General features: G+C 61.9%; 15 protein-coding genes, 2 tRNA genes and 1 pseudogene. 10 read left to right on the top strand and 8 right to left on the bottom strand.

Annotation, left to right across the window (positions count from 1 at the left end):
- Positions 1-118: 118 nt before the first annotated feature.
- From Har1131_RS09410 to Har1131_RS09390, 5 genes are all read left to right on the top strand, one after another.
- Complete coding sequence (locus Har1131_RS09410) at positions 119-2,191, top strand: PrkA family serine protein kinase (protein ID WP_014040494.1); 2,073 nt, start codon at positions 119-121, stop codon at positions 2,189-2,191.
- Complete coding sequence (locus Har1131_RS09405; protein ID WP_151146029.1) at positions 2,191-4,473, top strand: PrkA family serine protein kinase; 2,283 nt, start codon at positions 2,191-2,193, stop codon at positions 4,471-4,473. Before Har1131_RS09410 ends, Har1131_RS09405 begins: the two co-directional genes overlap by 1 nt.
- Positions 4,464-5,780 (top strand): YeaH/YhbH family protein, encoded by a 1,317-nt coding sequence (locus Har1131_RS09400; RefSeq protein ID WP_151146026.1) that lies wholly within the window; start codon positions 4,464-4,466, stop codon positions 5,778-5,780. Before Har1131_RS09405 ends, Har1131_RS09400 begins: the two co-directional genes overlap by 10 nt.
- A complete protein-coding gene (locus tag Har1131_RS09395) occupies positions 5,777-9,004 on the top strand; it encodes a SpoVR family protein (RefSeq protein ID WP_050038142.1) in 3,228 nt (1,075 codons plus the stop codon). The genes Har1131_RS09400 and Har1131_RS09395 overlap by 4 nt, the downstream gene beginning before the upstream one ends.
- An 89-nt stretch (positions 9,005-9,093) precedes the next feature.
- The gene (locus Har1131_RS09390) at positions 9,094-9,486 is read left to right on the top strand and encodes a secondary thiamine-phosphate synthase enzyme YjbQ (protein WP_014040498.1); all 393 of its coding nucleotides are present in this window, start codon (positions 9,094-9,096) and stop codon (positions 9,484-9,486) included.
- A 30-nt stretch (positions 9,487-9,516) separates the two neighbouring features.
- On the opposite strand, the gene Har1131_RS09385 is transcribed toward Har1131_RS09390, so the two are convergent.
- Complete coding sequence (locus Har1131_RS09385; RefSeq protein ID WP_050038143.1) at positions 9,517-11,499, bottom strand: long-chain fatty acid--CoA ligase; 1,983 nt, start codon at positions 11,497-11,499, stop codon at positions 9,517-9,519.
- A 159-nt stretch (positions 11,500-11,658) separates the two neighbouring features.
- On the opposite strand from Har1131_RS09385, the gene Har1131_RS09380 reads away from it, so the two are divergent.
- Positions 11,659-11,868 carry a hypothetical protein gene (locus Har1131_RS09380; protein WP_008308946.1) on the top strand — a complete coding sequence of 70 codons (210 nt, stop codon included), beginning with the start codon at positions 11,659-11,661 and terminating at the stop codon, positions 11,866-11,868.
- A gap of 107 nt (positions 11,869-11,975) precedes the next feature.
- Here the strand turns inward: Har1131_RS09380 and Har1131_RS09375 are convergent, their stop codons facing one another.
- The 4 genes from Har1131_RS09375 to Har1131_RS09360 form a co-directional block, all read right to left on the bottom strand.
- Positions 11,976-12,155 (bottom strand): hypothetical protein, encoded by a 180-nt coding sequence (locus Har1131_RS09375; protein WP_008308944.1) that lies wholly within the window; start codon positions 12,153-12,155, stop codon positions 11,976-11,978.
- A 139-nt stretch (positions 12,156-12,294) separates the two neighbouring features.
- Positions 12,295-13,476 (bottom strand): bifunctional sugar-1-phosphate nucleotidylyltransferase/acetyltransferase, encoded by a 1,182-nt coding sequence (glmU, locus tag Har1131_RS09370; protein ID WP_050007724.1) that lies wholly within the window; start codon positions 13,474-13,476, stop codon positions 12,295-12,297.
- A 110-nt stretch (positions 13,477-13,586) separates the two neighbouring features.
- Complete coding sequence (locus Har1131_RS09365) at positions 13,587-14,840, bottom strand: DUF4352 domain-containing protein (protein WP_014040501.1); 1,254 nt, start codon at positions 14,838-14,840, stop codon at positions 13,587-13,589.
- A gap of 274 nt (positions 14,841-15,114) precedes the next feature.
- A tRNA-OTHER gene (locus tag Har1131_RS09360) sits at positions 15,115-15,170 on the bottom strand.
- 295 nt (positions 15,171-15,465) lie between these two features.
- Between Har1131_RS09360 and Har1131_RS09355 the strand changes: the two genes are divergently transcribed.
- Complete coding sequence (locus Har1131_RS09355) at positions 15,466-16,848, top strand: ATP-binding protein (protein ID WP_014040502.1); 1,383 nt, start codon at positions 15,466-15,468, stop codon at positions 16,846-16,848.
- Positions 16,849-16,903: 55 nt separating this feature from the next.
- Here Har1131_RS09355 and Har1131_RS09350 read toward each other — a convergent pair.
- Both Har1131_RS09350 and Har1131_RS09345 read right to left on the bottom strand, forming a co-directional pair.
- A tRNA-Glu gene (locus tag Har1131_RS09350) sits at positions 16,904-16,978 on the bottom strand.
- 215 nt (positions 16,979-17,193) lie between these two features.
- Entirely contained in the window at positions 17,194-19,158 is a 1,965-nt protein-coding gene (locus tag Har1131_RS09345) for a 3-hydroxyacyl-CoA dehydrogenase/enoyl-CoA hydratase family protein (RefSeq protein WP_050038144.1), read from the bottom strand.
- A 113-nt stretch (positions 19,159-19,271) separates the two neighbouring features.
- Between Har1131_RS09345 and Har1131_RS09340 the strand changes: the two genes are divergently transcribed.
- Positions 19,272-20,429 carry an acyl-CoA dehydrogenase family protein gene (locus tag Har1131_RS09340; RefSeq protein ID WP_014040504.1) on the top strand — a complete coding sequence of 386 codons (1,158 nt, stop codon included), beginning with the start codon at positions 19,272-19,274 and terminating at the stop codon, positions 20,427-20,429.
- Between the two features lie 11 nt (positions 20,430-20,440).
- Here Har1131_RS09340 and Har1131_RS22145 read toward each other — a convergent pair.
- Positions 20,441-21,716, bottom strand: a pseudogene (locus Har1131_RS22145) (RNA-guided endonuclease InsQ/TnpB family protein).
- A gap of 410 nt (positions 21,717-22,126) precedes the next feature.
- Between Har1131_RS22145 and cysE the strand changes: the two are divergent.
- Together cysE and Har1131_RS09320 are read left to right on the top strand one after the other, a co-directional pair.
- Entirely contained in the window at positions 22,127-22,684 is a 558-nt protein-coding gene (cysE, locus tag Har1131_RS09325; RefSeq protein ID WP_050038147.1) for a serine O-acetyltransferase, read from the top strand.
- A gap of 45 nt (positions 22,685-22,729) precedes the next feature.
- Positions 22,730-23,341 (top strand): DNA-3-methyladenine glycosylase, encoded by a 612-nt coding sequence (locus tag Har1131_RS09320; RefSeq protein ID WP_004961011.1) that lies wholly within the window; start codon positions 22,730-22,732, stop codon positions 23,339-23,341.
- Positions 23,342-23,349: the final 8 nt, after the last annotated feature.

Genomic DNA, 23,349 nt, shown 5'->3' with positions numbered 1-23,349 from the left:
CGGCTGTACGCGGTCACATCTGCAGCGGACAGCACCGACGACGAGTAGCCACACAGCCCCGGGACCGTCCCGCAACAGTCGGCGGTCGCCTGCAGCCACGACGAACTACTGAGATAGCATGAGCAAGAACAAAGAGACACTCGAAGCGCTGAGCAAGGAGTACCGTGACACGATACCGGCGGACCTCCGGAAGACGAACACGTTCGACTGGTATCTACAACAGTTGTACGACGAACCGAAGGTAGCCCGCAACGCCCACCAGCGCGTGGCGGACATGTTCGACTACTACGGCAAGACCTACGACGAGGAGGCCGGCGTGGTCGAGTACGAATTGGCGAGCGAAGATCCGCTCAACGACGGCGAGAACACCTTCTACGGGCGGGTCATCCACGAGGCGATCCACGAGTTCGTCAACAAGGTCAAATCCGGCGCTCGCGGACTCGGCCCCGAGAAGCGCATCAAACTCCTCCTGGGGCCGGTCGGGTCGGGCAAGTCCGACTTCGACCGGCAGGTCCGGCGCTACTTCGAGGATTACACCAGCCGGGACGACGGGCGGATGTACACCTTCCGCTGGACGAACCTCTGTGACGTCATCCACGACCAGGACCCCGCCGACGACGTGGTCCGGTCGCCGATGAACCAGGACCCGCTCGTGCTCCTCCCACAGGAGCAGCGGGACAAGGTCATCGAGGACATCAACGCGGAACTCGATGCGCCTTACACCATCCGGAACGAGCAGTCGCTTGACCCCGCCTCGGAGTTCTACATGGATCGGCTGCTGGCCGAATACGACGACGACCTCCAGTCCGTTCTGGAGAACCATATCGAGATCATCCGCTTCGTCGCCGACGAGAACCAGCGCCGCGGGATCGAGACGTTCGAGCCCAAAGACAAGAAGAACCAGGACGAGACGGAGCTCACCGGCGACGTCAACTACTCGAAGATCGCCATCTACGGCGAGAGCGACCCGCGGGCGTTCGATTACTCCGGGGCGTTCTGTAACGCCAACCGCGGGATATTCTCCGGTGAGGAGCTGCTGAAGCTCCAGCGGGAGTTCCTCTATGACTTCCTCCATGCCAGTCAAGAACAGACAATCAAGCCCAAGAACAACCCCCGCATCGACATCGACCAGGTCATCGTCGGCCGGACGAACATGCCCGAGTACCGGGACAAGAAGGGCGACGAGAAGATGGAGGCGTTCAACGACCGGACCAAGCGCATCGACTTCCCGTACGTCCTCCAGTACGAGGCCGAAGCCAACATCTACCAGAAGATGCTACGCAACGCCGACCTGCCGGACATCCAGGTCGAGCCACACACCCTGGAGATGGCGGGCCTGTTCGGCGTCCTCACCCGCATCGAGGAGCCGGACAACGAATCCATCGACCTCGTCCAGAAGGCGAAAGCCTACAACGGTGAAATCGACGAGGCCGACGACGTCGACGTGAAGAAGCTCCGCGAGGAGGCCGAGAAAATGGCCGACATCGGCGAGGGGATGGACGGCGTCTCCCCGCGGTTCATCGGCGACGAGATCGCCGAGGCCATCATGGATTCGATGCACCGCAGCCGGGACTTCCTCTCGCCGCTGACGACGTTCAACCACCTCGAGGGCAACCTCGAGAACCACGGCTCTATCGACGAGGAATCGTTCAGCAAGTACTACCGCTTCCTCGAACTCGTCCGCGAGGAGTACAAGGAGCGGGCCATCGAGGACGTGCGCCACGCGCTGGCCTACGACATGGACGAGATCCAGCGCCAGGGCGAGAAGTACATGGACCACGTCATGGCCTACATCGACGACGCGACCGTCGAGGACGAACTCACCGGCCGCGAACAGGAGCCGGACGAACAGTTCCTGCGCTCCGTCGAGGAGAAGCTCAACCTCCCCGAGGACCGCAAGGACGACTTCCGGCAGGAAGTGTCCAACTGGGTGTCCCGGCGTGCCCGCGAGGGTGATACGTTCAACCCACAGGACAACGACCGCCTGCGCCGTGCCCTCGAACGCAAGCTCTGGGAAGACAAGAAACACAACATCAACTTCTCCGCGCTGGTCTCCAGCTCGGAGATGGACGACGAGGAGCGCAACCAGTGGATCGACGCCCTCATCGAACAGGGCTACTCCGAGGAGGGCGCCAAGGAAGTCCTCGAGTTCGCCGGCGCGGAGGTCGCCAAAAGCGAGATGGAAGAGTAATGACCGGCGAGGAGTACATCGACCGCGCGGACGAGTCACTCGACGCCGCCTACGAGGCCCCGATGAGCCTCGCGGAGTACGTCGACACCGTCCTCGAAACGCCCCAGGTCGCAGCCCACGCTTCGAAGTACCTGCTCGATGCAATCGAGGACGCCGGAACACGGATCGTCATCGAGGAGGGCGAGGAGAAGGAGCGCTACCGCTTCTTCGACGACCCGCACAACGACGGGGAACACGCCATCCTCGGTAACACCGAGGTCCTGAACGCGTTCGTCGACGACCTCCGCTCGATTGCGGCGGGCCGCGGGAAAGACGAGAAGATCATCTGGCTCGAAGGACCGACGGCGACCGGCAAGTCCGAGCTCAAACGCTGTCTCATCAACGGCCTGCGGGAGTACTCGAAGACGCCCGAGGGGCGGCGCTACACCGTCGAGTGGAACGTCGCCGGGGCCGGCGGCAACGCCACCAGCATGACCTACGGGAACGCGGCCGTCGAGGACGAGGACGACTGGTACGAGAGCCCCGTCCAGGCCCACCCGCTGACGGTGTTCCCCGACGACGTCCGCACCGATCTGCTCGCCGAGGTCAACGAGCGCCTCGACGACCACATCCCGATCCGCGTCGACGGCGAACTCGACCCGTTCTCGCGGGAGGCCTACGACTTCCTCGAAGAACAGTACCGCCGGCAGGGCGAGACGGACCTGTTCTCGGCGGTCACCCAGCCCGCCCACCTCCGGGTGAAGAACTTCGTCGTGGACGTGGGCCACGGCATCGGCATCCTGCACTCCGAGGACGAGGGGACGCCCAAGGAGCGGCTCGTCGGCTCGTGGATGCACGGCATGCTCCGCGAACTGGATTCGCGGGGGCGCAAGAACCCACAGGCGTTTAGCTACGACGGCGTCCTCTCCCAGGGCAACGGCCTGCTGACCGTCGTCGAGGACGCCGCCCAGCACGCTGACCTGCTCCAGAAGCTGCTGAACGTGCCCGACGAGTCTCACGTCAAACTCGACAAAGGCATCGGGATGGACGTGGACACCCAGCTCATCATCATCTCGAACCCGGACCTAGAGGCCCAGCTCAACAAACACGCCGACCGGGAGGGCCAGGACCCGCTGAAGGCGCTGAAACGCCGGTTGGACAAACACGAGTTCACGTACCTGACGAACCTCTCGCTCGAAGCCCAGCTCCTGCGGCGGGAACTGACCAACGAGACGCAGGTGTGGGACCCCGAGACCTGGGACGAACTGGAGACGTGGATCCAGGAGCCCCTGACCATCTCGGTCCGTGACCAAGTCGAGACGGCGACCGACAAGGAGCTGGCCCCACACACAATCGAGTCCGCGGCGCTGTACGCCGTCGTCTCGCGGCTCGATAGCGCCGAAATCCCGACCGGGCTGGACCTCGTCGACAAGGCCCTGCTGTTCGACCGGGGCTACCTGATGGAGGGCGACGAGCGCGTCGACATCGAGGACTACGACCTGGAGACCACCGCCGAGGACGGCGACCACGGCATCCCGGTCACCTACGTCCGAGATATCGTCGCCGACCTGCTGCACGAGCCACAGGACCGACACCATCCCGACCTCCCGGTCGAACACGTCCTGATGCCCCGGGACGTGCTCAACGCCGTTGCCGAGGGGCTGGCGGACGCCCCCGTGTTCTCGACCGGCGAGGCCACCGAGTACGAGGAACGCGTCGTGACTGTCAAGAACTACATCTTCGGCCAGCAGGAACAGGACGTGCTCGACGCGATGATGCGGGACAAGCGTGTCGACGAAGCGACCGTCGAGGAGTACATCGAGCACGTCTACGCCTGGGAGTCCGACGACCAGATAGAGAACGAGCGGGGCGAACTCGTCGACCCGGACCCGTTGAAAATGAAGGTGTTCGAGATCGAGCACCTGGGCCGGTTCGACGAGAAGAACTACGACGGCAACGAGCCCGACCACGCCGTCGAGCAGTTCCGGACTGACAAGATCATCACCGCCTTGAACCGCCACGCGTGGCAGCGCCGCGACGAGGAGTTCCGCGTCGGCGACGTGAACCCCAAGGAGATTCCGGTCATCAACACCGTCCTCGGCAGCTACGACTGGGACGACATCCAGCGCACCTACGCGGACTTCGAGCCCGGGCAGTGGGACAACCCACCGTCCGGGACTGAGACGGCCCGCCTCAAGGCGAAGACGCTGGACAACATGGTCGAGATGTTCGACTACACTGAGGCGTCGGCCGAGTTGACGAGCCGGCACGTCATGAGCCAGGTGAGTTACAGATGGGACTGAAAGACGACCTCGAACGGTACCGCGACGTGGGCGAGGAGCGCCGCCAGGACCTCGCCGAGTTCATCCAGTACGGCGACCTCGGCCAGTCACGCGGGGACTCGGTCCGCATCCCGATCAAGATCGTCGATCTGCCCGAGTTCGAGTACGACCAGCGCGACCAGGGCGGCGTCGGCCAGGGCGAAGGCGCCGAACCGGGCGACCCGGTCGGCCAGCCACAACCCCAGCCCGGCGACGGCGACGGTGACGAGGACGGCGAACCCGGCGAGGAGGGCGGCGAACACGAGTACTACGAGATGGACCCCGAGGAGTTCGCCGAAGAACTCGACGAACAACTGGGGCTCGACCTCGAACCGAAGGGCAAGAAAGTCATCGAGGAAAAGGAAGGCGACTTCACGGACATCACCCGAACCGGCCCCTCCTCGACACTCGACTTCGAGCGGCTGTTCAAGAAAGGGCTCAAGCGGAAGCTCGCGATGGACTTCGACGAGGACTACGTCCGCGAGGCGCTCAAAGTCGACGGCTGGGGCCCGGCCACCGTCTACGAGTGGACCCGCGAGGGGAACATGCCCGTCTCGAAGGCGTGGATCGACGACGCCTACGAGGAACTGCCCGACGACGAGAAAGGCGTCTGGGACTCCATCGAGGAGATGGAGGACAACGTCGAGAAGGTCGAGACCTCACAGCGCATCCGTCAGGAAGGCGTCGACCAGATCCCGTTCCGTCGCGAGGACGAACGCTACCGCTACCCCGAGATCGTCGAGGAGCGCGAGAAGAACGTCGTCGTCGTCAACATCCGGGACGTCTCCGGGTCGATGCGCCAGAAGAAACGCGAACTCGTCGAGCGGACGTTCACGCCGCTTGACTGGTATCTCACCGGCAAGTACGACAACGCCGAGTTCGTCTACATCGCCCACGACGCCGACGCCTGGGAGGTCGAGCGCGAGGAGTTCTTCGGCATCCGCTCGGGCGGGGGCACCCGCATCTCCAGTGCGTACGAACTCGCCGCCGAAGTGCTCGAAGAGGAGTACCCCTGGAGCGAGTGGAACCGCTACGTGTTCGCGGCGGGCGACAGCGAGAACTCCTCGAACGACACCGAGGAGAAAGTAATCCCGCTGATGGAACAGATCCCGGCGAACCTCCACGCGTACGTGGAAACCCAGCCGAGCGGCAACGCCATCAACGCCACCCACGCCGAGGAGGTCGAACGCTCCTTCCGCGACGCCGACAACGTCGCGGTCGCGTACGTCTCCTCGCCGGAGGACGTGGTGGACGCCATCTACGACATACTCAGCACGGAGGACCAATGAACGACGACAGATTCGCGAAACAGCGCGTGGCCGACGACCTCGACGAGCCCGTCGAGGAGGCTGGCAATCTCGCCAGAAAGCTCGGGCTGAAACCGTACCCGGTGAACTACTGGATCGTCGACTACGACGAGATGAACGAACTCATCGCCTACGGCGGGTTCCAGCAGCGCTACCCGCACTGGCGCTGGGGGATGCAGTACGACCGCCAGCAGAAACAGGGCCAGTTCCTCGGCGGCAAGGCCTTCGAGATCGTCAACAACGACGACCCGGCCCACGCGTTCCTCCAAGAGTCGAACACGCTGGCCGACCAGAAGGCCGTCATCACCCACGTCGAAGCCCACGCGGACTTCTTCGCCAACAACGAGTGGTTCCGGATGTTCACCGACGGCTCCTCCCGGACGACGACCGATGCGTCCGGCGAGGACCGCCGCCGCGGCCCTGACGCCGCCGGGATGCTCGCCCGCCACGGCGACACCATCCAGGAGTACATGCAAGACCCCGACATTGAGCGGGCCGAGGTCGAGCGGTTCATCGACCACGTCCTCTGTCTGGAGGACAACATCGACCAGCATATTCCCTACAGCCCGGTCGAGACGGTCCCCGAGGAGTTCGAGGACATTGAAGGGGCGGACGTGACCGAGCAGCTGGATGATCTTGAACTCTCCGAGGAGGTCAAACGGCAGGTGTTCGACGAGGAGTGGCTGGACGCCCAGCGCGACGACGACGAGAACGTCACGTTCCCCGCCGAACCCGAGAAGGACGTGCTCGGCTTCCTCCGGAAACACGGCATGCAGTACGACGGGGACGCCGAACGCGCGACCGAGATGGAAGATTGGCAGACGGAACTCTTGGAACTGCTCCGACGGGAGGCCTACTACTTTGCGCCGCAGAAAATGACGAAGGTGATGAACGAGGGTTGGGCCTGTGTAGACCCTGAGACGCCGGTTTTCACGGCTGATGGGTTAGTTCCAATGGAGGACGTGGTATCGGACCATGTCACCGTCTCCGATGGTGAACAAGCACGCGAAGTGTACGACTCTAACATTATCCCGGACCACGATACCGTGACGATAGAGACACGTCGTGGGTTCGAGTTGACCGGATCGAACAATCACCGTGTGCGTCAGCCCGATGGAGACTGGGTCAGACTTGATGAACTGGAGACTGGCGATGAAATCGCCGTCACTGGCGGGAACGGGACGTGGCCCGAGACGAACGTCCCAATCGAGTGGACCTGTTCGGAATACACGTCGCTGAATGACGTCGCTGATGAGGCGGGTGTCTCCGTCTGGACCGTAATGCGGTATCGGCGTACAGGTAGCGCCGAAAAGGCTGAGGCTATCGACCGCGCACTCGACGGCTACGAAGAAGGCGGTAACGCTGGGTTGAGTAACAGAGAGTCGATCCGCATCCCTGAAACCGTTGATGAGTTATTCGGGCGATTCCTCGGTTTGTTAATCGGAGACGGACACGTTCCGTCGAATTCCCGCCATATCGGGTTTACATCCGGTAAACAGGCCCATGCGGAAGAGTTCGCTGGGCTTCTCTCGGAACTGTTCGGTATCGAAGCGACGGTCGAACGGCAGGAGTCACGGTGGCGAGTCTACGCGTATTCGAAGAATCTCCGTGACTTGCTCACTGAGGAATTCGACCTCCCAACTGGTGTCGCTGCTGCTGAAAAAACGGTCCCAGACCAGATTCTGCGGTCGCCGAAACAGGTGGTCGCCGAATTCATTCGCGGTCTATTCGACGCCGATGGGTACGCCGGAGAGCAGGGTGCGATCCTGTCGACAAAGAGCGAAGATCTCTCGAAAAGGGTTCAGCTACTACTGACGAACTTCGGAGTTCTGAGCCGACGGCGGGAGCAGTCGGACGGCTGCTATCACGTCCATCTCACCGGTGCGTCTGCAAACACCTTCGCCGACGAAATCGGGTTCGGATACGAGGCAAAAGCGACGGAACTGTCAACGTACCTCGATGAACTCGCCTGGTTCGAAACTGAATCGTGGACAGACGAAATTGTCGATGTCGAAACCGGCACCGGAGATGTGTATGATATCTCCGTTGAGGAGACGCATCGGTACGCTGCCGCGGGGTTCGTCAACCACAACTCCTACTGGGAATCCACGATGATGACCGGCGAACAGTTCGCCGGCGACGACGAGTTCATCCTCTACTCCGACCACATGTCGAAGGTGCTCGGGTCGGGCGGGCTGAACCCTTACAGCCTCGGCCTGGAGATCTGGGAGTACGTCGAGAACACGGAGAACCGCCGCGAGGTCATCGAGCGCCTGCTCCGCGTCGAGGGCATCACCTGGCGGAACTTCGACGAGAGTGTCGATTACAAGATGGTACAGGACCACCTCGAACCGCCGGCGTGGCTCACTGCTGTCCCGAACCACCTCGACGACCTCGACCCCGAGGACCCGCGGGTCGATAGCGACGGGCTGGCGGCGGCCCGCGACGGCGAGTTCGACGTGGAGCAGTACCCCTGGAAGGTGCTGACCTACGAGGGGCTGGCCCAGCGCCACTACTCGCTGGTCAAGCCCCAGTACCGCGGCTTCGTCTCCCGGGTTGGGCAGGAGGAACTGGAGCGGACCGCCCGCTACATGTTCGACAATTCGCGCTACGACAGCGTCGAAGACGCACTCGACGACGTGGATTACACCCGCGGGTGGGAGCGCATGCGGGAGATCCGCGAGAGCCACAACGACGTGACCTTCCTCGATGAGTTCCTCACCCAGGAGTTCGTCGACGACAACGACTACTTCACCTACGAGTACACCCACGCTTCGGGTGACTACCGGGTGACCTCGACGGACCACGAAGACGTCAAGAAGAAGCTCATGCTGCAGTTCACCAACTTCGGGAAGCCCACCGTCGTCGTCGAGGACGGCAACTACCAGAACCGCAACGAACTGCTGCTCGCTCATCAGTACAACGGCGTCATGCTCGACATCGGCCAGGCCAAGGAAGTGCTCAAGCGCACCTTCGAACTCTGGGGCCGACCGGTGAACCTGCTGACCATCGTCAAGGAGTTCGACGACCACGACGTGGAGGTCGCCAAGCGCCGCGACCGCGAACCCGAACCAGAAGAGGTCGGCAAGCGCATCCGCTACGACGGCGACGAAGTGACTGTCACCGATGTCGACTGGTCCGAGGTCGAACACCTCACAGCAACTGACATCGACTACAACACCAAGCCGGACGAGTGGCTTGCCTGAAGGGCGGAGTTTGAACGAGGCCGGGTTTTCCGACCTGTGACGCTGAGCGTAGCGGTACGCTTGAGTTCCGTCCGCTCGTGGGCGCAGATATGCCAACGAATCGGTTCACTGTCGCGACTGACGACCAGCTCTCGGTAGTCGACATCACCGACCGAGTCCGGGACGTGATTCCCGAAGACGCCGAGGGGACCTGTACAGTGTTCGTCCGCCACACCACCGCGGGCATCACAGTCAACGAGGCCGAGCCGCGGCTGCTCGGTGACCTCAGTGACGCACTCGGGGACCTCGTCCCGGACAGCGGGTGGGACCACGACGAACTGGACGGCAACGCGGACGCACACGTCCGGGCGATGTTTGTGGGGCCGAGCGAGACGATTCCCGTCCGCGACGGGGGCCTCGATATGGGGACGTGGCAGTCCGTGCTGCTCGTCGACTGCGACGGGCCGCGAGAACGAGCCGTCGACGTGGTCGTCACCGACTGAGGCGGCGACAGCATTACTGACGACTGCCAGTCAGACAGCCTCGACCTGCTGTTCGCCGTATATCTCTGCGAGTTTCTCGCGGTACGCGCTGCGGATGTTGCGGCGCTTCTTTTTCATCGACGGCGTGAGCAAGTCGTTCTCGGCGGTCCACTCCCGGGAGACGAGCGCGAACGACTTGATCCGCTCGACGCGTTCGAGTTCCTCGTTGACCGCGTCGACGGCAGTCTGGACCCACGCGTGGACGCGGTCGTCCTCGACTAGTTCCTCGGGGTCGTCGGGGAGGTCGACGCCCTCGCTGTCGGCCCACCGGCGGAGTTCCTCGAAGTTCGGGACGATTATCGCGCCGACGAACTTCTGGTCGTCGCCGACGACCATGACCTGATCGACCCGGTCGTTCGTCGCGAACTGGTCTTCGATGGGCTGTGGTGCGACGTTTTTCCCCGTCGAGAGGACGAGCAGTTCCTTGAGGCGGTCGTGATAGATGAGGAAGTCGTCGTCGGTCCGTTCGACGATGTCGCCGGTGCGGAACCACTGGGTGCCGTCGATTTCGGTGAAGGCCCGCGCTGTCGCATCGGGCGCGTTCCAGTACCCCTGCGTGACGTTCGGGCCGTCGACGAGCAGTTCGCCCACGTCGCCAGTGACGCCGTCGAATTCGCTGGCGTCGACGACGTCGGTATCGATGTGAACGTCGACCTCAGTCAGCGGAGCACCCAGGGTTCCGGGACGGACGTCTTCCGGCGGGTTCACCGTCAGAACCGGTGAGGTCTCAGTGAGGCCGTACCCTTCGAGTATCGTCAGCCCCATCCCGAGGAACGTCTCACAGAGCGTTTTCGAGAGACTCCCGCCGCCGCTGACCATGAACTCGATGTTCCCACCGAGCCGTTCTTTGACCGTGCTGTAGACGAGTCGATCAGCGAGCGAGTGTTTCGCAGTGAGTATCGGTCCCGGGTCGTCAGTCCGGGCGTAGTCGCGGGCCACGTCCATCGACCAGTCGAAAATCCGCTTTTTGAGCGGGGACTCGCTGGCCTGCGTTCGCATATTGTCGAAAATACGCTCGTAAACTCTGGGGACGCTCAGCCCGGTCATCGGTTTGACGGTCTGGAGGTCGTCGGCCAGCGTATCCGGGCTTTCGGCGTAGCTCACAGCCGCGCCGGAGGCGTACATGAAGAAATGGCCCGCGAGGCGCTCGAAGACGTGCGCCAGGGGGAGGAACGCTATCGAACGCGTCTCGGCGGTGACGGTCGGCAGGTCCGGCGGCTTGTCCGGTCGTGGCCCGATTCGCCTGCGGGCCTGATTGACGTTCGCTCGGAAGTTGCGGTGGGTGAGTTGGACCCCTTTCGGCTGGCCCGTCGTCCCGGAGGTGTAGATGAGACTCGCTAGATCGTCGGGGTCGCGGTCGTCCAGCCAGGACTGGTACGCCGACTCGCTGAACGTCTCCTCGCCGCGCCTGTACACTGTTTCGAGTGTGTACACGTCCTCGCGGTCCACGTCGATGTCGTCCATGACGACGATGAACGAAAGCGACAGGTCCTCCTCGATAGCCAGGACACGGTCCAGCATCTCGGCGTTCTCCACGACGACGGCGCTCGCCTCTGGGTCCGACAGCAGATACTGCACCTGTTTCGGCGAGGAATCCGTGTACACGGTCGTCACCACCCCGCCCGCAGACAGAACGGCAAAGTCGCTCAGCGCCCACTCCATCCGCGTGTTGGCCAGAATACCGACGCGGGCGTCCGGGCCGACACCGAGGTCACGGAACCCTGCGGCCAGGTATTTGACCAGGTGATGCATCCGCTCGTAGCTGAGTTCGGCGTAGTCGCCGTCGGGAGCCGCCGGTATCACGTCGACAGTCAGTGACCGGTCGTAGACACCACCCTTGTACAGTTGGGCCGTCGTGTCGGCGTTCCGGGCCGCGCTTGCGGCAAACATCTCCCCCAGCGTGTCGTCGCCGATGACGTCATCAGTGTGCGCTTCCTCGGCCGTCCGCCAGTCAGAGTGATTGCCCGCAGTCATGTCATACCGCAGTGTTCACTAGGCCAGCCCAAATATGTGCAGGATGTTAACACTCAATTGGTTTGTCGGAGTTGATTCCGTCAACGGTTTTGGAAGAAGGGGCGACGAGTGGCAACCTGTCTCGCCAAAGCTTTGTCATGAGAGCGAGATAGCCATCACATGGTCGTCTCGACGGAACCAGCCTGGGGTGATGCCGTGGAGCAGTTCGTCAAAGAGTACGAGAGCGCCATCGTGTACGCCGATATCGAGCAAGAGACAGTCCTGCACGAGGGAGCGGTTCGCGTCCTCGCAAACGGCTGGGTCGAACTACCCACGGGGCGACTCCTCTCACCAGACGCAGTCCACCACATCGATGCGCAGGTGGACTGAAAAGAGCGTGCGAGTTTGCCAGCGAAGGGATGCACCCGAACGGCCGGAGTCGCGGGTGCGCACCCGGAAAGCGGTACACCGTCCGGAAGACAGTTAGAACAGACGTGTTACTGCCACTCTAGTCGGCAGTCCTCGTTGCAAAAGTGGGCGGTTTCGACGCTGCCGTCTTCTATCCATGTGATGACACGGTGTGTCACTTCGTTAGCGATAGCGTCGCCGCAGGTAGCACACTCCGGTGCCTCGTCCTCGTCGATATTCTCGTGGTGATCTGATGTCGGGTCGACCATCTTAGTTGAGAGTGTCTTTCACGCCACTTAATCCCACATACTTGCACTGAACGTCACGAACGTACACGAATGTCGAATCGGTTACAGAAGGCTAGCTACACGTAGTTACCGCAAACAGACGCTCGATAGAAGATGCCCGCTATCGGTCTCGCGTGACGGATTCGCCAGGGGTTGTCGTCGCGCCCGAGGAGAGGACGACACCGGCGTTCAGGCTCGTGTTGATAGCCGTCTTCGCGCCGTCGCCTGCGACGACGCCGAACTTCCGCCGCCCCGTCGAGACGCGGTCGCCTTTCACTGTCATCCGGACCGGGTCGCCGTCGTGGCGGAGGTTCGCTACCTGCGTTCCCGCGCCGAAGTTGACCTCGCGCCCGATGACGCTGTCACCGACATAGGAGACGTGGGGCACGTTCGACCCCGCCATTAGCACCGTGTTCTTGAGTTCGACGCCGTGGCCGACGTGGGTATCCTCCCCCAGAAGGGTCGCCCCGCGGACGTAGGCGTTCGGGCCGACGTGTGCGCCCGAGCGGACCAGCGCCGGCCCCTCGATGACGACGCCTGGTTCGATAACTGCGCCCTCCTCGACGACGACTTCGCCGCGCAGGTCGGCATCACCCCGCACCTCCCCGTCGAGTCGTCGGTCCAGTTGCCCCAGTTTCCACTCGTTGGCTTCCAGTAACTCCCAGGGACGGCCCACGTCCAGCCAGCGGTCGACCTCGACGGCGGTGACCGTCGATTCCTTGATGACTTTTGCGAGCACGTCTGTGATTTCCCGCTCCCCGCGGTCGCTGAGCGGCACGTCCAGCCAGTCCCGCGCTTCCGCCGGGAAGACGTACGCCCCGGCGTTGGCCAGGTCCGTCGGCGGGTCGTCCGGCTTCTCGACGATGCCGGTGATTGTGTCACCTTCGGTCGACAGCACGCCGTAGCTCGTCGGATCGTCGACGCGGTAGGCCGCGACCGACGGCGCGGCGTCGAAGAGGCCGCTGAGACTCGCAGCGTCGTAGAGGTTGTCGCCGTTGAGGACTGCGAAGGGACCGTCGAGGTGCTCCCTCGCAGCGGCGACAGCGTCGGCGGTCCCCAGTTGCTCCTCCTGAACGGCGAAGCTGACCGGGACGCCGTTGTACTCGTCGCCGAAGTACGAGCGGACCGCCTCGGCCTCGTAGCCGACGACGAAGATGAGTTCGTCGGCCCCCGCCTGGATTGCCGTGTCGGCGGTGTGTGCCACCAGCGGCCGGTCCGCGACCGGGAGCATCGGCTTCGGTGTGTGGTCTGTCAACGGCCGCATACGCGTCCCCTGGCCTGCCGCGAGTACGACTGCTTGCATGGTCGGTCCGTTGCTCGGGCCCGAAAAATACCTACCGCTGTTGACTCGTTCGGGAGGCGGATTAGCGAGAAGTCACGCTGATTCGGTCGTGGAGAAAGCCCTATCTACACCTATTCCACGGCCTCGAACGTCCACTCTGCCCCGAATGGCGTCGTCCGGTAGTCCCACCGCCTGTCCGCGTCCGGTTCCGTCACCAGTTCGATGGTTCTGGTTTCCCCAGCGGGAATCCGCTGCGTGTAGGGGCCATCAGAGTCAATGTACCACGTATCTGCGGAATAGCCGGCAAGTATGCCTGGTTCCTCGGGCGTCTTGAACTCGAAGATGGACTTGAACATCCCTGCGCTGTCGCCCACGTTCTCGACCTCCATCTCGACTATCGCTTCATCGCCCGTGACGTCCTCCGGCGGAACGTCGATGTTCGCCAGTTCGAACTCGGGGAAGCCACCGGGCGACTGAAGCGGGATTTCGATATCAGCGACTGCACTCCCTTCTGCGAGATTTATGCCGAACGCGAGGTTGTCAATCTTGGCCTTCGGGACAGCGTAAATCAGATGGCCGCTGTAGGTCTGCCCTGGGTTGATGTTCTCCCCGGCTGCGTTCGTCCCGTCACGACCTGCGGCCGACTCGCTCACGAAGCTCGATTCGGGAACGACAAAGTCGTCTTTCGACACCGTCTTCGCCTCGCCAGTTCCGTTCTCGAACGTCACGCTCAGAATCAGGAGGATATTATCTGAGACCGTTTCGCGAATGGCATGGACAGTGTTATCGCCCAAAGCCCGTTCGCCAGAGGGGAGCTCGTAGGCGATCATCTGTTCGTAGGACATATCAGACACTGTGGCCTGAACGCCGCTCGCAAGCTCGATGGTTTCCCCAGTGCTCCCCCGCTTCGGGAGGACCGACACGGTTGACGTGACCGTATCGTCGACGGCGTAGAAGTCCGACGACGGTTCAAACGCCCAAGCACCGGCGTACTCGGCGTCGACACGATAGCTATGCGAGACTTCTTCGCCGGACGCCAGTCCGTCAGCGTTGACGGTGACTGTCTGTGGCTCAGTGTTAGCTGCTTCCGAATGGACGAACTCTATGGTTGCGTTCCCGGATATCGGCTCACCACCGACATTGACGGCAGTCACGTCACCCTCGATGGTGTCACCGAACGCGACCTCCTTTGGCCCATTCACGGAGAGCAGTTTCAGCCGTGCCGGTGCCTCTTGATCTACTTCATACGTTGGTTCCGGCGTTGGTGTCGACTCACTGGTTCCGTCTCCGCCGTCTCCGTCTCCCCCGTCGCTCCCACTACATCCTGCAAGGCTGAGTGCAGCGATGCTGCTTCCGATCGTACTTACGTATGTTCGCCGTTTCATATACTACTGGCTTCATATACATATATAAATATGTTTTCTTTCACCTACGTAATTGTCAAATATCAACACAGAGAGTGGCTGAATTGCAAAGCCTGGAGGCTGAACTCACAGTTACGTGCGGACTGGGCAGAGTAGTAACGGATCGAACAGCGGGCACAGCAGTCGCTCACTATAGTAACAATTGAAACAGTTCACACACTGATCACACTGCTGTCGTGCGATCAGGCGTGGGTTGGTTTTCAATGGCTACTATAGTTTGGTTACGACAGTAATGTGCTCGGTCAGGGATTTGAACCCTGGTCCTCGGCTTGAAAGGCCTTCCGTAACCGCAGAGTGACCATTTGTTTCGAGCACACCCAAATCCACCCAATTGCGTTTTTTCGTCGCTACTAACAGCTAATGTACAGGGAGTACTTGAACCAACCTGCTGATTGTCCATCAGCCAAGTTCGATTGGGAGGTGTGTCTGGTTTTAATTCCCACACAAATGGCAGTCGGGACTGGTTCGAGAGCACCTTCTCAGAACCAGTCCGGCTATACTGACTTCAAAATAAAGAAACCACGATTTCTGAAACTACGATTTCCAAAATCGGGAGTTCTATTGTATTGGGTATGGTACTGCCTGTATGGCGCAATTCGTTGACCGGGATATCGAACTCGAGAAGCTAACAGACTGTTACGAGTCTGTGACGGCGGATTTCGTCGTAATCTACGGCCGTCGCCGCCTCGGTAAGAGCGAACTCGTCCGCCAGTCCATCGCTGATCGGGACGACGCCGTATACTACCAGGCAGTCGAGTCCACGGCACCGAACCAACTCGAACAGTTCGTCGACACTGCAACTGCGCAGTTCCCGTCACTGCGAAACGTCCGCCGTGATTGGGAAGCACTCCTAGAAACACTCGGCGAAGAGGACGCCATTATCGTCATCGACGAGTTCCCGTTCCTCATTGAGGAGGACGAATCGCTCCCGTCACGGATACAGCGAGTTTGGGACATGAAGCTACAGGAGACGGGGATGACACTCGTGCTCGTCGGCTCTTCGATCAGCGTTATGGAGGACAAGGTGCTTTCCGGGAGCGCGCCGCTGTATGGACGCCGGACAGCAACAATCGATCTCAAGCCCCTCGAAGTAGTCGATGCGCAGCAGTTCTTCCCGGAATACGATCCCGAAACCGCAATCACCGCGTGGTCGATCTACGGCGGGACTCCGTATTATCTCCAGACTATCGATCCCGACCAGCCGTTAGGAGCGAACGTCCAGCAGACAGTTCTGTCGGAGCGCGGGCTTCTGTACTCAGAACCGGAATTCCTTCTCCGCACCGAACTCCGGCAGCCGAACACGTACTTCAGTATCCTCCGCGCACTTGCTCATGGGCGTCGCACTCCGAACGAGATCGCGGGCATGGCCGGCGTGGATTCGGGGTCGCTCAGTACGTACTTACAGAAGCTTCGTCGACTCCGCCTCGTTGAACGCCACATCCCCGTCACTGAATCACCGAGGACCTCGAAACGCGGCCGGTACCGCATCGCTGCGCCGCTGTTCCGGTTCTGGTTTCGATTCGTCTACGGGAACCAGGATCAGCTTCGCATGCTCGGCGCCGATGCGTACGACAAACTCGTTGTGCCCGAGCTAGCGGATTACGTGAGCCCGTTGTTCGAACGCCTCTGCCAGCGAGCGATTCCAGACCTTATCGACCGGCAGTTCCGTGATGTCGGGCAGTGGTGGTTCAAAGAACACGAGTTGGACATCCTCGGTCTCTCAGATAGGGGACTCGTTGCTGGCGAGTGTAAGTTCACCTCTCAGCCGGTAAGCGAAGGCGTGCTCTCTGATCTTGAACGAACCACGGAAGAAGTCCGGTGGTCAGGAGAACCAGCCGAGGAAGAGACGCTGTACGTCTTGTTCAGCCGCTCCGGATACACTGACGATCTCGAACGCGTCGCTGACACCCGCGATGACGTGCTTCTTTTCGAACTTTCAGATCTGGTAACAACTAACAGCACCTCGTGAACGCGATCCACTCCCCACACAGTAGTGACTTACGAGTTTGTTCGCGACAGTAATGTGCTCGGTCAGGGATTTGAACCCTGGTCCTCGGCTCGAAAGGCCAAGATGATTGGCCGGACTACACCAACCGAGCGTACTCTTGCGTTCCGGGTGCACCAATTTAACCCCATCGAAATAGACGCTACCTGAGGATGCGTACCACAGACGTACGACTGTTGTGAGTCGGCAGGCTCCAGTAGCGTGTGTCAAAAAGATACGACGTATTCAGCCGGTGGGCGACTGTCCGCTATTACTTGCCTTCGAAGTCCGGCTCACTTCCGTCAGAGCTTCGCTCTGACGACGGTCGCCTCACTTCCCTTCGAAGTTCGGCTCCCCGTCGCCCATGAACGCGTTGATGCCCTCCATCACGTCGTCGGTCCCGATGAGATGACCGAAAGCCTGTGATTCGACTTCGAGGCCGGCATCGATGTCGTCGCGGCCGGCCAGCATCGCGCGCTTGGTGAGTTTCTGTGCGACCGGCGGGCCGGCGGCCATGTCTTTGGCCAGTTCGAGTGCGTGCTCGTGGAGGGCGTCGTTGTCGACGACCTCGTTAATGAAGCCGTATTCGGCCATCTCGTCGGCGTCGTAGCGGTCGCCGGTGAAGATAATCTCCTTGGCGCGGCCTTCGCCGACGATGCGGGCGAGGCGCTGTGTGCCGCCCCACCCCGGCAGGAGGCCGAGGTTGTGTTCGGGCTGGCCCAGTTCGGAGCGCTCCGAGGCCACGCGGAGGTCGGCACAGGTCGCCAGTTCCATCCCGCCGCCCAGCGAGTAGCCGTCGATGCCGGCGACGACCGGCATCGAGCACTCCTCGAGCTTCCCGAAGGTTTGCTGGCCCTTGCGGGAGAGTTCGATGGCGTCCAGCGGCGTCGCGTTCGAGGCCATCGCCTGCACGTCTGCCCCGGCGGAGAACGCTTTGTCGCCGGCCCCGGTCAGCAGGATGGCGCGCACCTCGTCGTCGTCTTCGAGCAGGTCGACGGCGTCGGCGAGGTCGTCCATCAGCTCAGGGCTGACGGTGTTCATCCGGTGTGGGCGGTCGAGTTCGATGTGACCGACCATGTCACCGGGGTACTCGACGGTGACATTATCGAACTCCGCTGGAGCCTCGTCCTCGGTACTGTAAAAGCCACCTTCCGCCGCGGCCTCTCGGAGGCCGTCAGAGACCGCGTAGCGCTCCGCGCCGGTCTCCTCGTGGGTTTCCTCAAGCGTGTCGACGAGCGTCTCGAGACCGGTCTTGTCGGCTATCTTCGCGGGACCGTCCGGGAAGCCGCCGCCGAGCTGGACGGCCTGGTCGATGTCTGCAACGGGGGCCACGTCGTTCTCGACGAGCTTCCCGACCTCGTTTGCCATCACGGCGACGAGGCGGTGCTCGACGTCTTCGCGGCCGGCGTCGGTCGGAATATCGACGCCGCCGTTCTCGTAGTCGTAGAAGCCCTTGCCGGTCTTCTTCCCGAGTTCCTCGTTCTCGACTTTCTCCTCGAGCAGGGGACACGGGGCGTAGGGCTCGCCCAGCACTTCGTGCATATATTCGAGGACGTGGAGGCCGACGTCGTTACCGACCTGATCGGAGAGTTCGAACGACCCCATCGGCAGGCCCATGTCGAACTTCGTCGTCGAGTCGACCTCGGCGATGGTCGCTTCCTCGCCGTGGACGAGCCAGGCGGCCTCGTTCATCAGCGGGACGAGGATGCGGTTGACGATGAACCCCGGCGAGTCCTTGCGGACGCGGACCGGCGTTTTGCCGAAGTCTTCGGCGAGCGCCCCGATGGCGTCCAGCGTCTCGTCGCTGGAGTGTGCGCCGGAGATGACTTCGACCAGCTGCATCCGGACCGGCGGATTGAAGAAGTGCATCCCACAGAACTGCTCGGGTCGCTCGGTCACTTCCGACAGTTCCGTGATGGAGAGGCTGGACGTGTTCGTGGCGAAGATGGCGTCTTCGGGCGCGTGTTCTTCGACCTCCGTGTACACGTCCTTCTTGATCTCCATTTTCTCCGGCACGGCCTCGATGACCACGTCGACGTCGCTGACTGCTTCCTCGACATCGACCAGCGGCGTGACGCGGTCAAGCGCCGCATCGGCTTCCTCCTGGGTGAGCTGGTCTCGCTCGGCCAGCTTGTTCAGCGACCATTCGATGTTGTCGTAGCCGTCCTCGACGAACTCGTCTTTGATGTCACGCATCCGCACGTCGTAGCCTGCGATGGCGGCCACTTCGGTGATTCCATGGCCCATGTTCCCGGCACCGAGCACGGCGATAGTGTCAATATCCTCGAAATCCATGACATATCGTTCCACTGCCGGCCGAGGCTTCAACGTTTCTCTCATTAGAAAACCACTCTCCAGTTTATTTCGGATTACAAACCATTAATGCATTTCACGTCAACACACCACATATGGACTTCGAACTGACAGAAGAGCAGCGACAGATACAGGACGAGATTGCCCGGTTCGCCGAAAACGAAATCAAGCCCGTCGCGACCGAGTACGACACGGAAGAGAAGTTCCCTCGAGAGATCGTCGAGAAGGCCGCCGAGATGGGGCTGACAGGCGCGAACATCCCGATGGAGTACGGTGGCGCAGGCTACGACACGCTGACCAACGCTATCATCGCCGAGGAACTGTTCGCGGCCGACCCCGGAATCGGCCTGAGCATCCAGTCGGCCGCCTTCGGTGCTGACGCCCTCATCGGGTTCGGCTCAGAGGCCCAGAAAGAGGAGTACCTGGAGCCTGTGGCAACTGGGGACGCCATCATGGGCGCGGCCATCTCCGAACCAGACACCGGCTCGGACGTGTCGTCGGTGTCGACACAGGCGCGCAAGGAGGGCGACGAGTGGGTCATCAACGGCAACAAGATGTGGATCACCAACGGCTCGGTCGGCGACTACTTCGTCGTGCTCTGTGAGACCGACCCGGACGCGGAGGGGCGGTACAACGGCTTCTCGCAGATTCTCATTGAGTCCGACCGCGATGGGTTCGAGGCCGAGAAGATCACGGGGAAGCTCGGCATCCGTGCGTCGGACACGGCAGAACTCATCCTCAACGACGTGCGCGTCCCCGAGGACAACCTCGTCGGTACGCGCGGGGCCGGCTTCCTCCAGATAATGCAGTTCTTCGACGAGACCCGGACCGGCGTGGCCGCACAGGGCGTCGGTATCGCCCGCGGGGCCGCCGAGCGCGCTCTGGAGTACGCACAGGACCGCGAGCAGTTCGGCCAGTCCATCTCGGAGTTCCAGGCCATCCAGCACAAGCTCGCCGAGATGTTCACCGAAATCGAGGCGGCACGGCAGCTAACTCACAAGTCCGCCTGGAGCGTCGACAACGACGCCGACCGGCTCACCGAGTTGGCGTCGATGGCCAAAGAAAAGGCCTCTCGCGTCGCCGTCGAGACGGCCGACGAGGCCGTCCAGATCCACGGCGGCGCTGGTTACGTCAACGACTTCGACGTCGAGCGGTTCTACCGCGACGCAAAGATTACCCAGATCTACGAGGGAACGACCGAGATCCAGAAGAACATCATCGCCCGGGAACTGCTCGGGAAGGGCATGACGTAAACTACCCCACCCTACTTCGCTCGGTCTGACGACCTCGCTTCGTTGAGGGTGGGGCTTTCGCGTGGACTCCCGCTCTGGCCGGAATCTCCGGCAGGAGTCTCATACTCTCCGTTCGCGTTCAATGTCCCGCGATTCAAGCGCACGCCTACGGGTGCGCCTCCACCGTCCCCAGTTTGGTTACGACGGAGATACCGCAAACCGATGTTTTTTGCCGCATTGTAGTCGGCGTGGTTCTCGTAGCCGCATTTCAGGCACACGAACGCCTCGCTGTCGCGGTTGTCCGGGTGGGTGAACCCGCAGTGTGAGCAACGACGTGACGTGTTTTCCGGGTCTACCACTGCCACATCAATGCCGTGCAACTCGGATTTGTATTTGACGTACTCGTACAACCGCTCGAACGCCCACTTGTGGCCCCACGACGCTTCGGGGAGTCGGTCACGGATGCCGCTCAACTCCTCGAAGGCGATGATCGTACACCCGTTCTCGGCGGCTTCTTCAATGATACCGTTGGCAATCCGGTGGAGCATCAGTTTGAACCGGCCCGTTTCCTTCCCTCCGACCGACTGGATATTCTCGTGAGCGGCCCGCGTGCCACACTGCTGGAGCGAGCCACGCCGCTCCTCGTACTCGCGCCTCGTGGTCGAACTCGTGGCCGCTCCAGAACGTCCCTGTCGAAGTAACAGCGAGTTGGTTCACGCCGAGGTCAACGCCGAGGACTGTCCTGTGCCCGGTCGTCGCCTGTTTCGGCGTGTCAGACACCACCTCCGCGTTTGTACGGAGATGAAGGAACCACTGGCCGTCTCTGTGGTGCAGTTCTGCGCCCGTCACTTGGTAGTCGTCGCTGTCGAGATACCGACTGTGTGGTGTGTCGCGGTCGGCGGCGGGAAGGAGGTACTCGACTTCGATACGGCCCTCAACGGTCGCCAGCGACACGTACTCGTCGTGGAATGTCGCGCACCGTTTGTCGTACACCACGGTCGGACTCGTGAACTGCGGTTTTCCCGCGTACTCGCCCTGCTTCCAGCGGGCGACGGCGCTCTGTACGGCGTCGGCGGCCTTGTTGCGAGCGTTCTGGACGAGATTCGCGTGCAATCGTGTTTGCTCACGCACGTCGTCGTAGGTTTCTGCCTGCAACTGGGCCTTGCTCGTCGTTTTGTATTCGCCCTGCCATGCGTGGTCTACGACGTAGTTGGCGGCCCACAGAAATTCATCGACGGTTTCGCGGAGAAGTGCGGCGTCGTTGCTGTCCACGTCGAGTTTGACTGAAACAGTGCGCCGCACTTCCATGGCTCAGACGTGTGCTCGGTGTTTTATCAGCGTTGGGGAGAACAGACGGCAACAGTCCGTGGTCTGTGTCCGGGTTGTCGGCTTCCTCTCCGGCCTACTCGTTCGCTTCGCTCACTCCTTGAGGCCGGAGGCTCCGCCTCGAAACTGCATGATTTTTGCCTCGGTCACCGCTTAGTGGCCTGTGGACCTCCCGCTGCTTTCTTTAATTGCTGGTCGAACCACTGCTTTTTAAGCTATCGAGCGTCGTAGTTGTGGTAATCATGGGCGACCGAACTTCACGCCACGTTGCTCGCCCGCTTCGAACCACAGGCAGTCACCGCTTCTCCCGTCGCTGTTGTCGATTCTAATGTCCAGTGCTTCGGCCCGGCCAGCCGTCCCGTCTACAGACGACACCACCCACACTACACACCATGTTTGACCGACTGAAAGCGGATATTCGTACAGCACTCACAAAGGACCCGGCGGCGACCAGCGCGATGGAGGTCGCGCTCACGTACCCCGGCCTGCACGCGATCTGGGCCTATCGTGTCGCCCACTGGCTCTGGGCGAACGACCGAGCGTTGCTCGCCAGACTCATCTCCCACGTCGCGCGGTTCCTGACCGGCGTCGAGATCCACCCCGCCGCGGAGATCGGCAAGCGCGTGTTCATCGACCACGGGATGGGCATCGTCATCGGGGAGACGGCCGAAATCGGCGACGACGTGCTCCTGTACCACGGTGTCACCCTCGGCGGCACGTCCATGCGCCGCGAAAAGCGCCACCCGACGGTCAGGGACGGCGCGACCATCGGCGCTGATGCCTCGATAATGGGGCCGATCACCGTTGGAGAGAACGCGTCCGTCGGCGCTGGCGCAGTCGTCGTCGATGACGTGACCCCCGAAACGACAGTCGTGGGCAACCCGGCGGAGCCTGTCGGCGCTGCCGGTGTCGCCTCACCAAATCCGGACCCTATCATCGCTGACGGCTAACGGCGACAGATACGTTCTTTTCCGTCGAGTCAGTATCACAGAGCCATGAGTGACTCGCCACATGAGGTGTTACGCGCAGACCCCGATATCGGGCCGCTGGTCGAGACACACGGCGAACTCACGCTCGACCCGGCGTCGGACCTTTTCGAGCGGCTCGTCGTCTCGATTCTTCGCCAGCAGGTGTCGATGGCGTCGGCCGCCGCGACACGGGAGCGACTGTTCGACGCCGTCACCGTGACACCGGCGGGCATCAAAGACGCTGACAACGACCTCCTCCGGGACGCCGGGCTCTCGCGGCAGAAAACCCGCTACGTCAACGAGGTCGCCGATGCGTTTCTGGAACACGGCTACTCGCTGGAAACGTTCGAGGACGCCGCCGACGAGGAGATCCACGAGGAACTGACCGCCATTACGGGGGTCGGCGACTGGACCGCAAATATGCAACTCCTGTTCGCGTTCGGCCGAAAAGACGTGTTCCCGGTCGGCGACCTCGGCATCCGCAAGGGGTTCGAGGCCGTCGTCGGTGACGGGTACAGCCGCGCGGAGATGCGCGAGTACGCCGAGCGGTGGTCGCCGTATCGGAGCTACGCGAGCCTGTATCTGTGGCGGGCCAGCGAGGATATCGCCGAAAGCGTCGCAGAAGTGCGCGAGGACTGAGACGGCTC

It is taken from the genome of Haloarcula sp. CBA1131 (genome assembly GCF_008728975.1).
Classification (GTDB): Archaea; Halobacteriota; Halobacteria; order Halobacteriales; family Haloarculaceae; genus Haloarcula; species Haloarcula hispanica.
The sequence above is the reverse complement of the archived record's forward strand: the minus strand, read 5'-3'. Positions and strand labels throughout refer to the sequence as shown.

Bases quoted from the DNA above. Each gene is read 5' to 3' on its own strand.
- Har1131_RS09340 (WP_014040504.1), top strand. From the start codon at position 19,272: ATGGACTTCGAACTGACAGAAGAGCAGCGACAGATACAGGACGAGATT.
- cysE (WP_050038147.1), top strand. From the start codon at position 22,127: ATGTTTGACCGACTGAAAGCGGATATTCGTACAGCACTCACAAAGGAC.
- Har1131_RS09385 (WP_050038143.1), bottom strand. From the start codon at position 11,499: ATGACTGCGGGCAATCACTCTGACTGGCGGACGGCCGAGGAAGCGCAC.
- Har1131_RS09410 (WP_014040494.1), top strand. From the start codon at position 119: ATGAGCAAGAACAAAGAGACACTCGAAGCGCTGAGCAAGGAGTACCGT.
- Har1131_RS09395 (WP_050038142.1), top strand. From the start codon at position 5,777: ATGAACGACGACAGATTCGCGAAACAGCGCGTGGCCGACGACCTCGAC.
- glmU (WP_050007724.1), bottom strand. From the start codon at position 13,476: ATGCAAGCAGTCGTACTCGCGGCAGGCCAGGGGACGCGTATGCGGCCG.
- Har1131_RS09355 (WP_014040502.1), top strand. From the start codon at position 15,466: ATGGCGCAATTCGTTGACCGGGATATCGAACTCGAGAAGCTAACAGAC.
- Har1131_RS09320 (WP_004961011.1), top strand. From the start codon at position 22,730: ATGAGTGACTCGCCACATGAGGTGTTACGCGCAGACCCCGATATCGGG.
- Har1131_RS09345 (WP_050038144.1), bottom strand. From the start codon at position 19,158: ATGGATTTCGAGGATATTGACACTATCGCCGTGCTCGGTGCCGGGAAC.
- Har1131_RS09390 (WP_014040498.1), top strand. From the start codon at position 9,094: ATGCCAACGAATCGGTTCACTGTCGCGACTGACGACCAGCTCTCGGTA.
- Har1131_RS09365 (WP_014040501.1), bottom strand. From the start codon at position 14,840: ATGAAACGGCGAACATACGTAAGTACGATCGGAAGCAGCATCGCTGCA.
- Har1131_RS09400 (WP_151146026.1), top strand. From the start codon at position 4,464: ATGGGACTGAAAGACGACCTCGAACGGTACCGCGACGTGGGCGAGGAG.
- Har1131_RS09380 (WP_008308946.1), top strand. From the start codon at position 11,659: ATGGTCGTCTCGACGGAACCAGCCTGGGGTGATGCCGTGGAGCAGTTC.
- Har1131_RS09375 (WP_008308944.1), bottom strand. From the start codon at position 12,155: ATGGTCGACCCGACATCAGATCACCACGAGAATATCGACGAGGACGAG.
- Har1131_RS09405 (WP_151146029.1), top strand. From the start codon at position 2,191: ATGACCGGCGAGGAGTACATCGACCGCGCGGACGAGTCACTCGACGCC.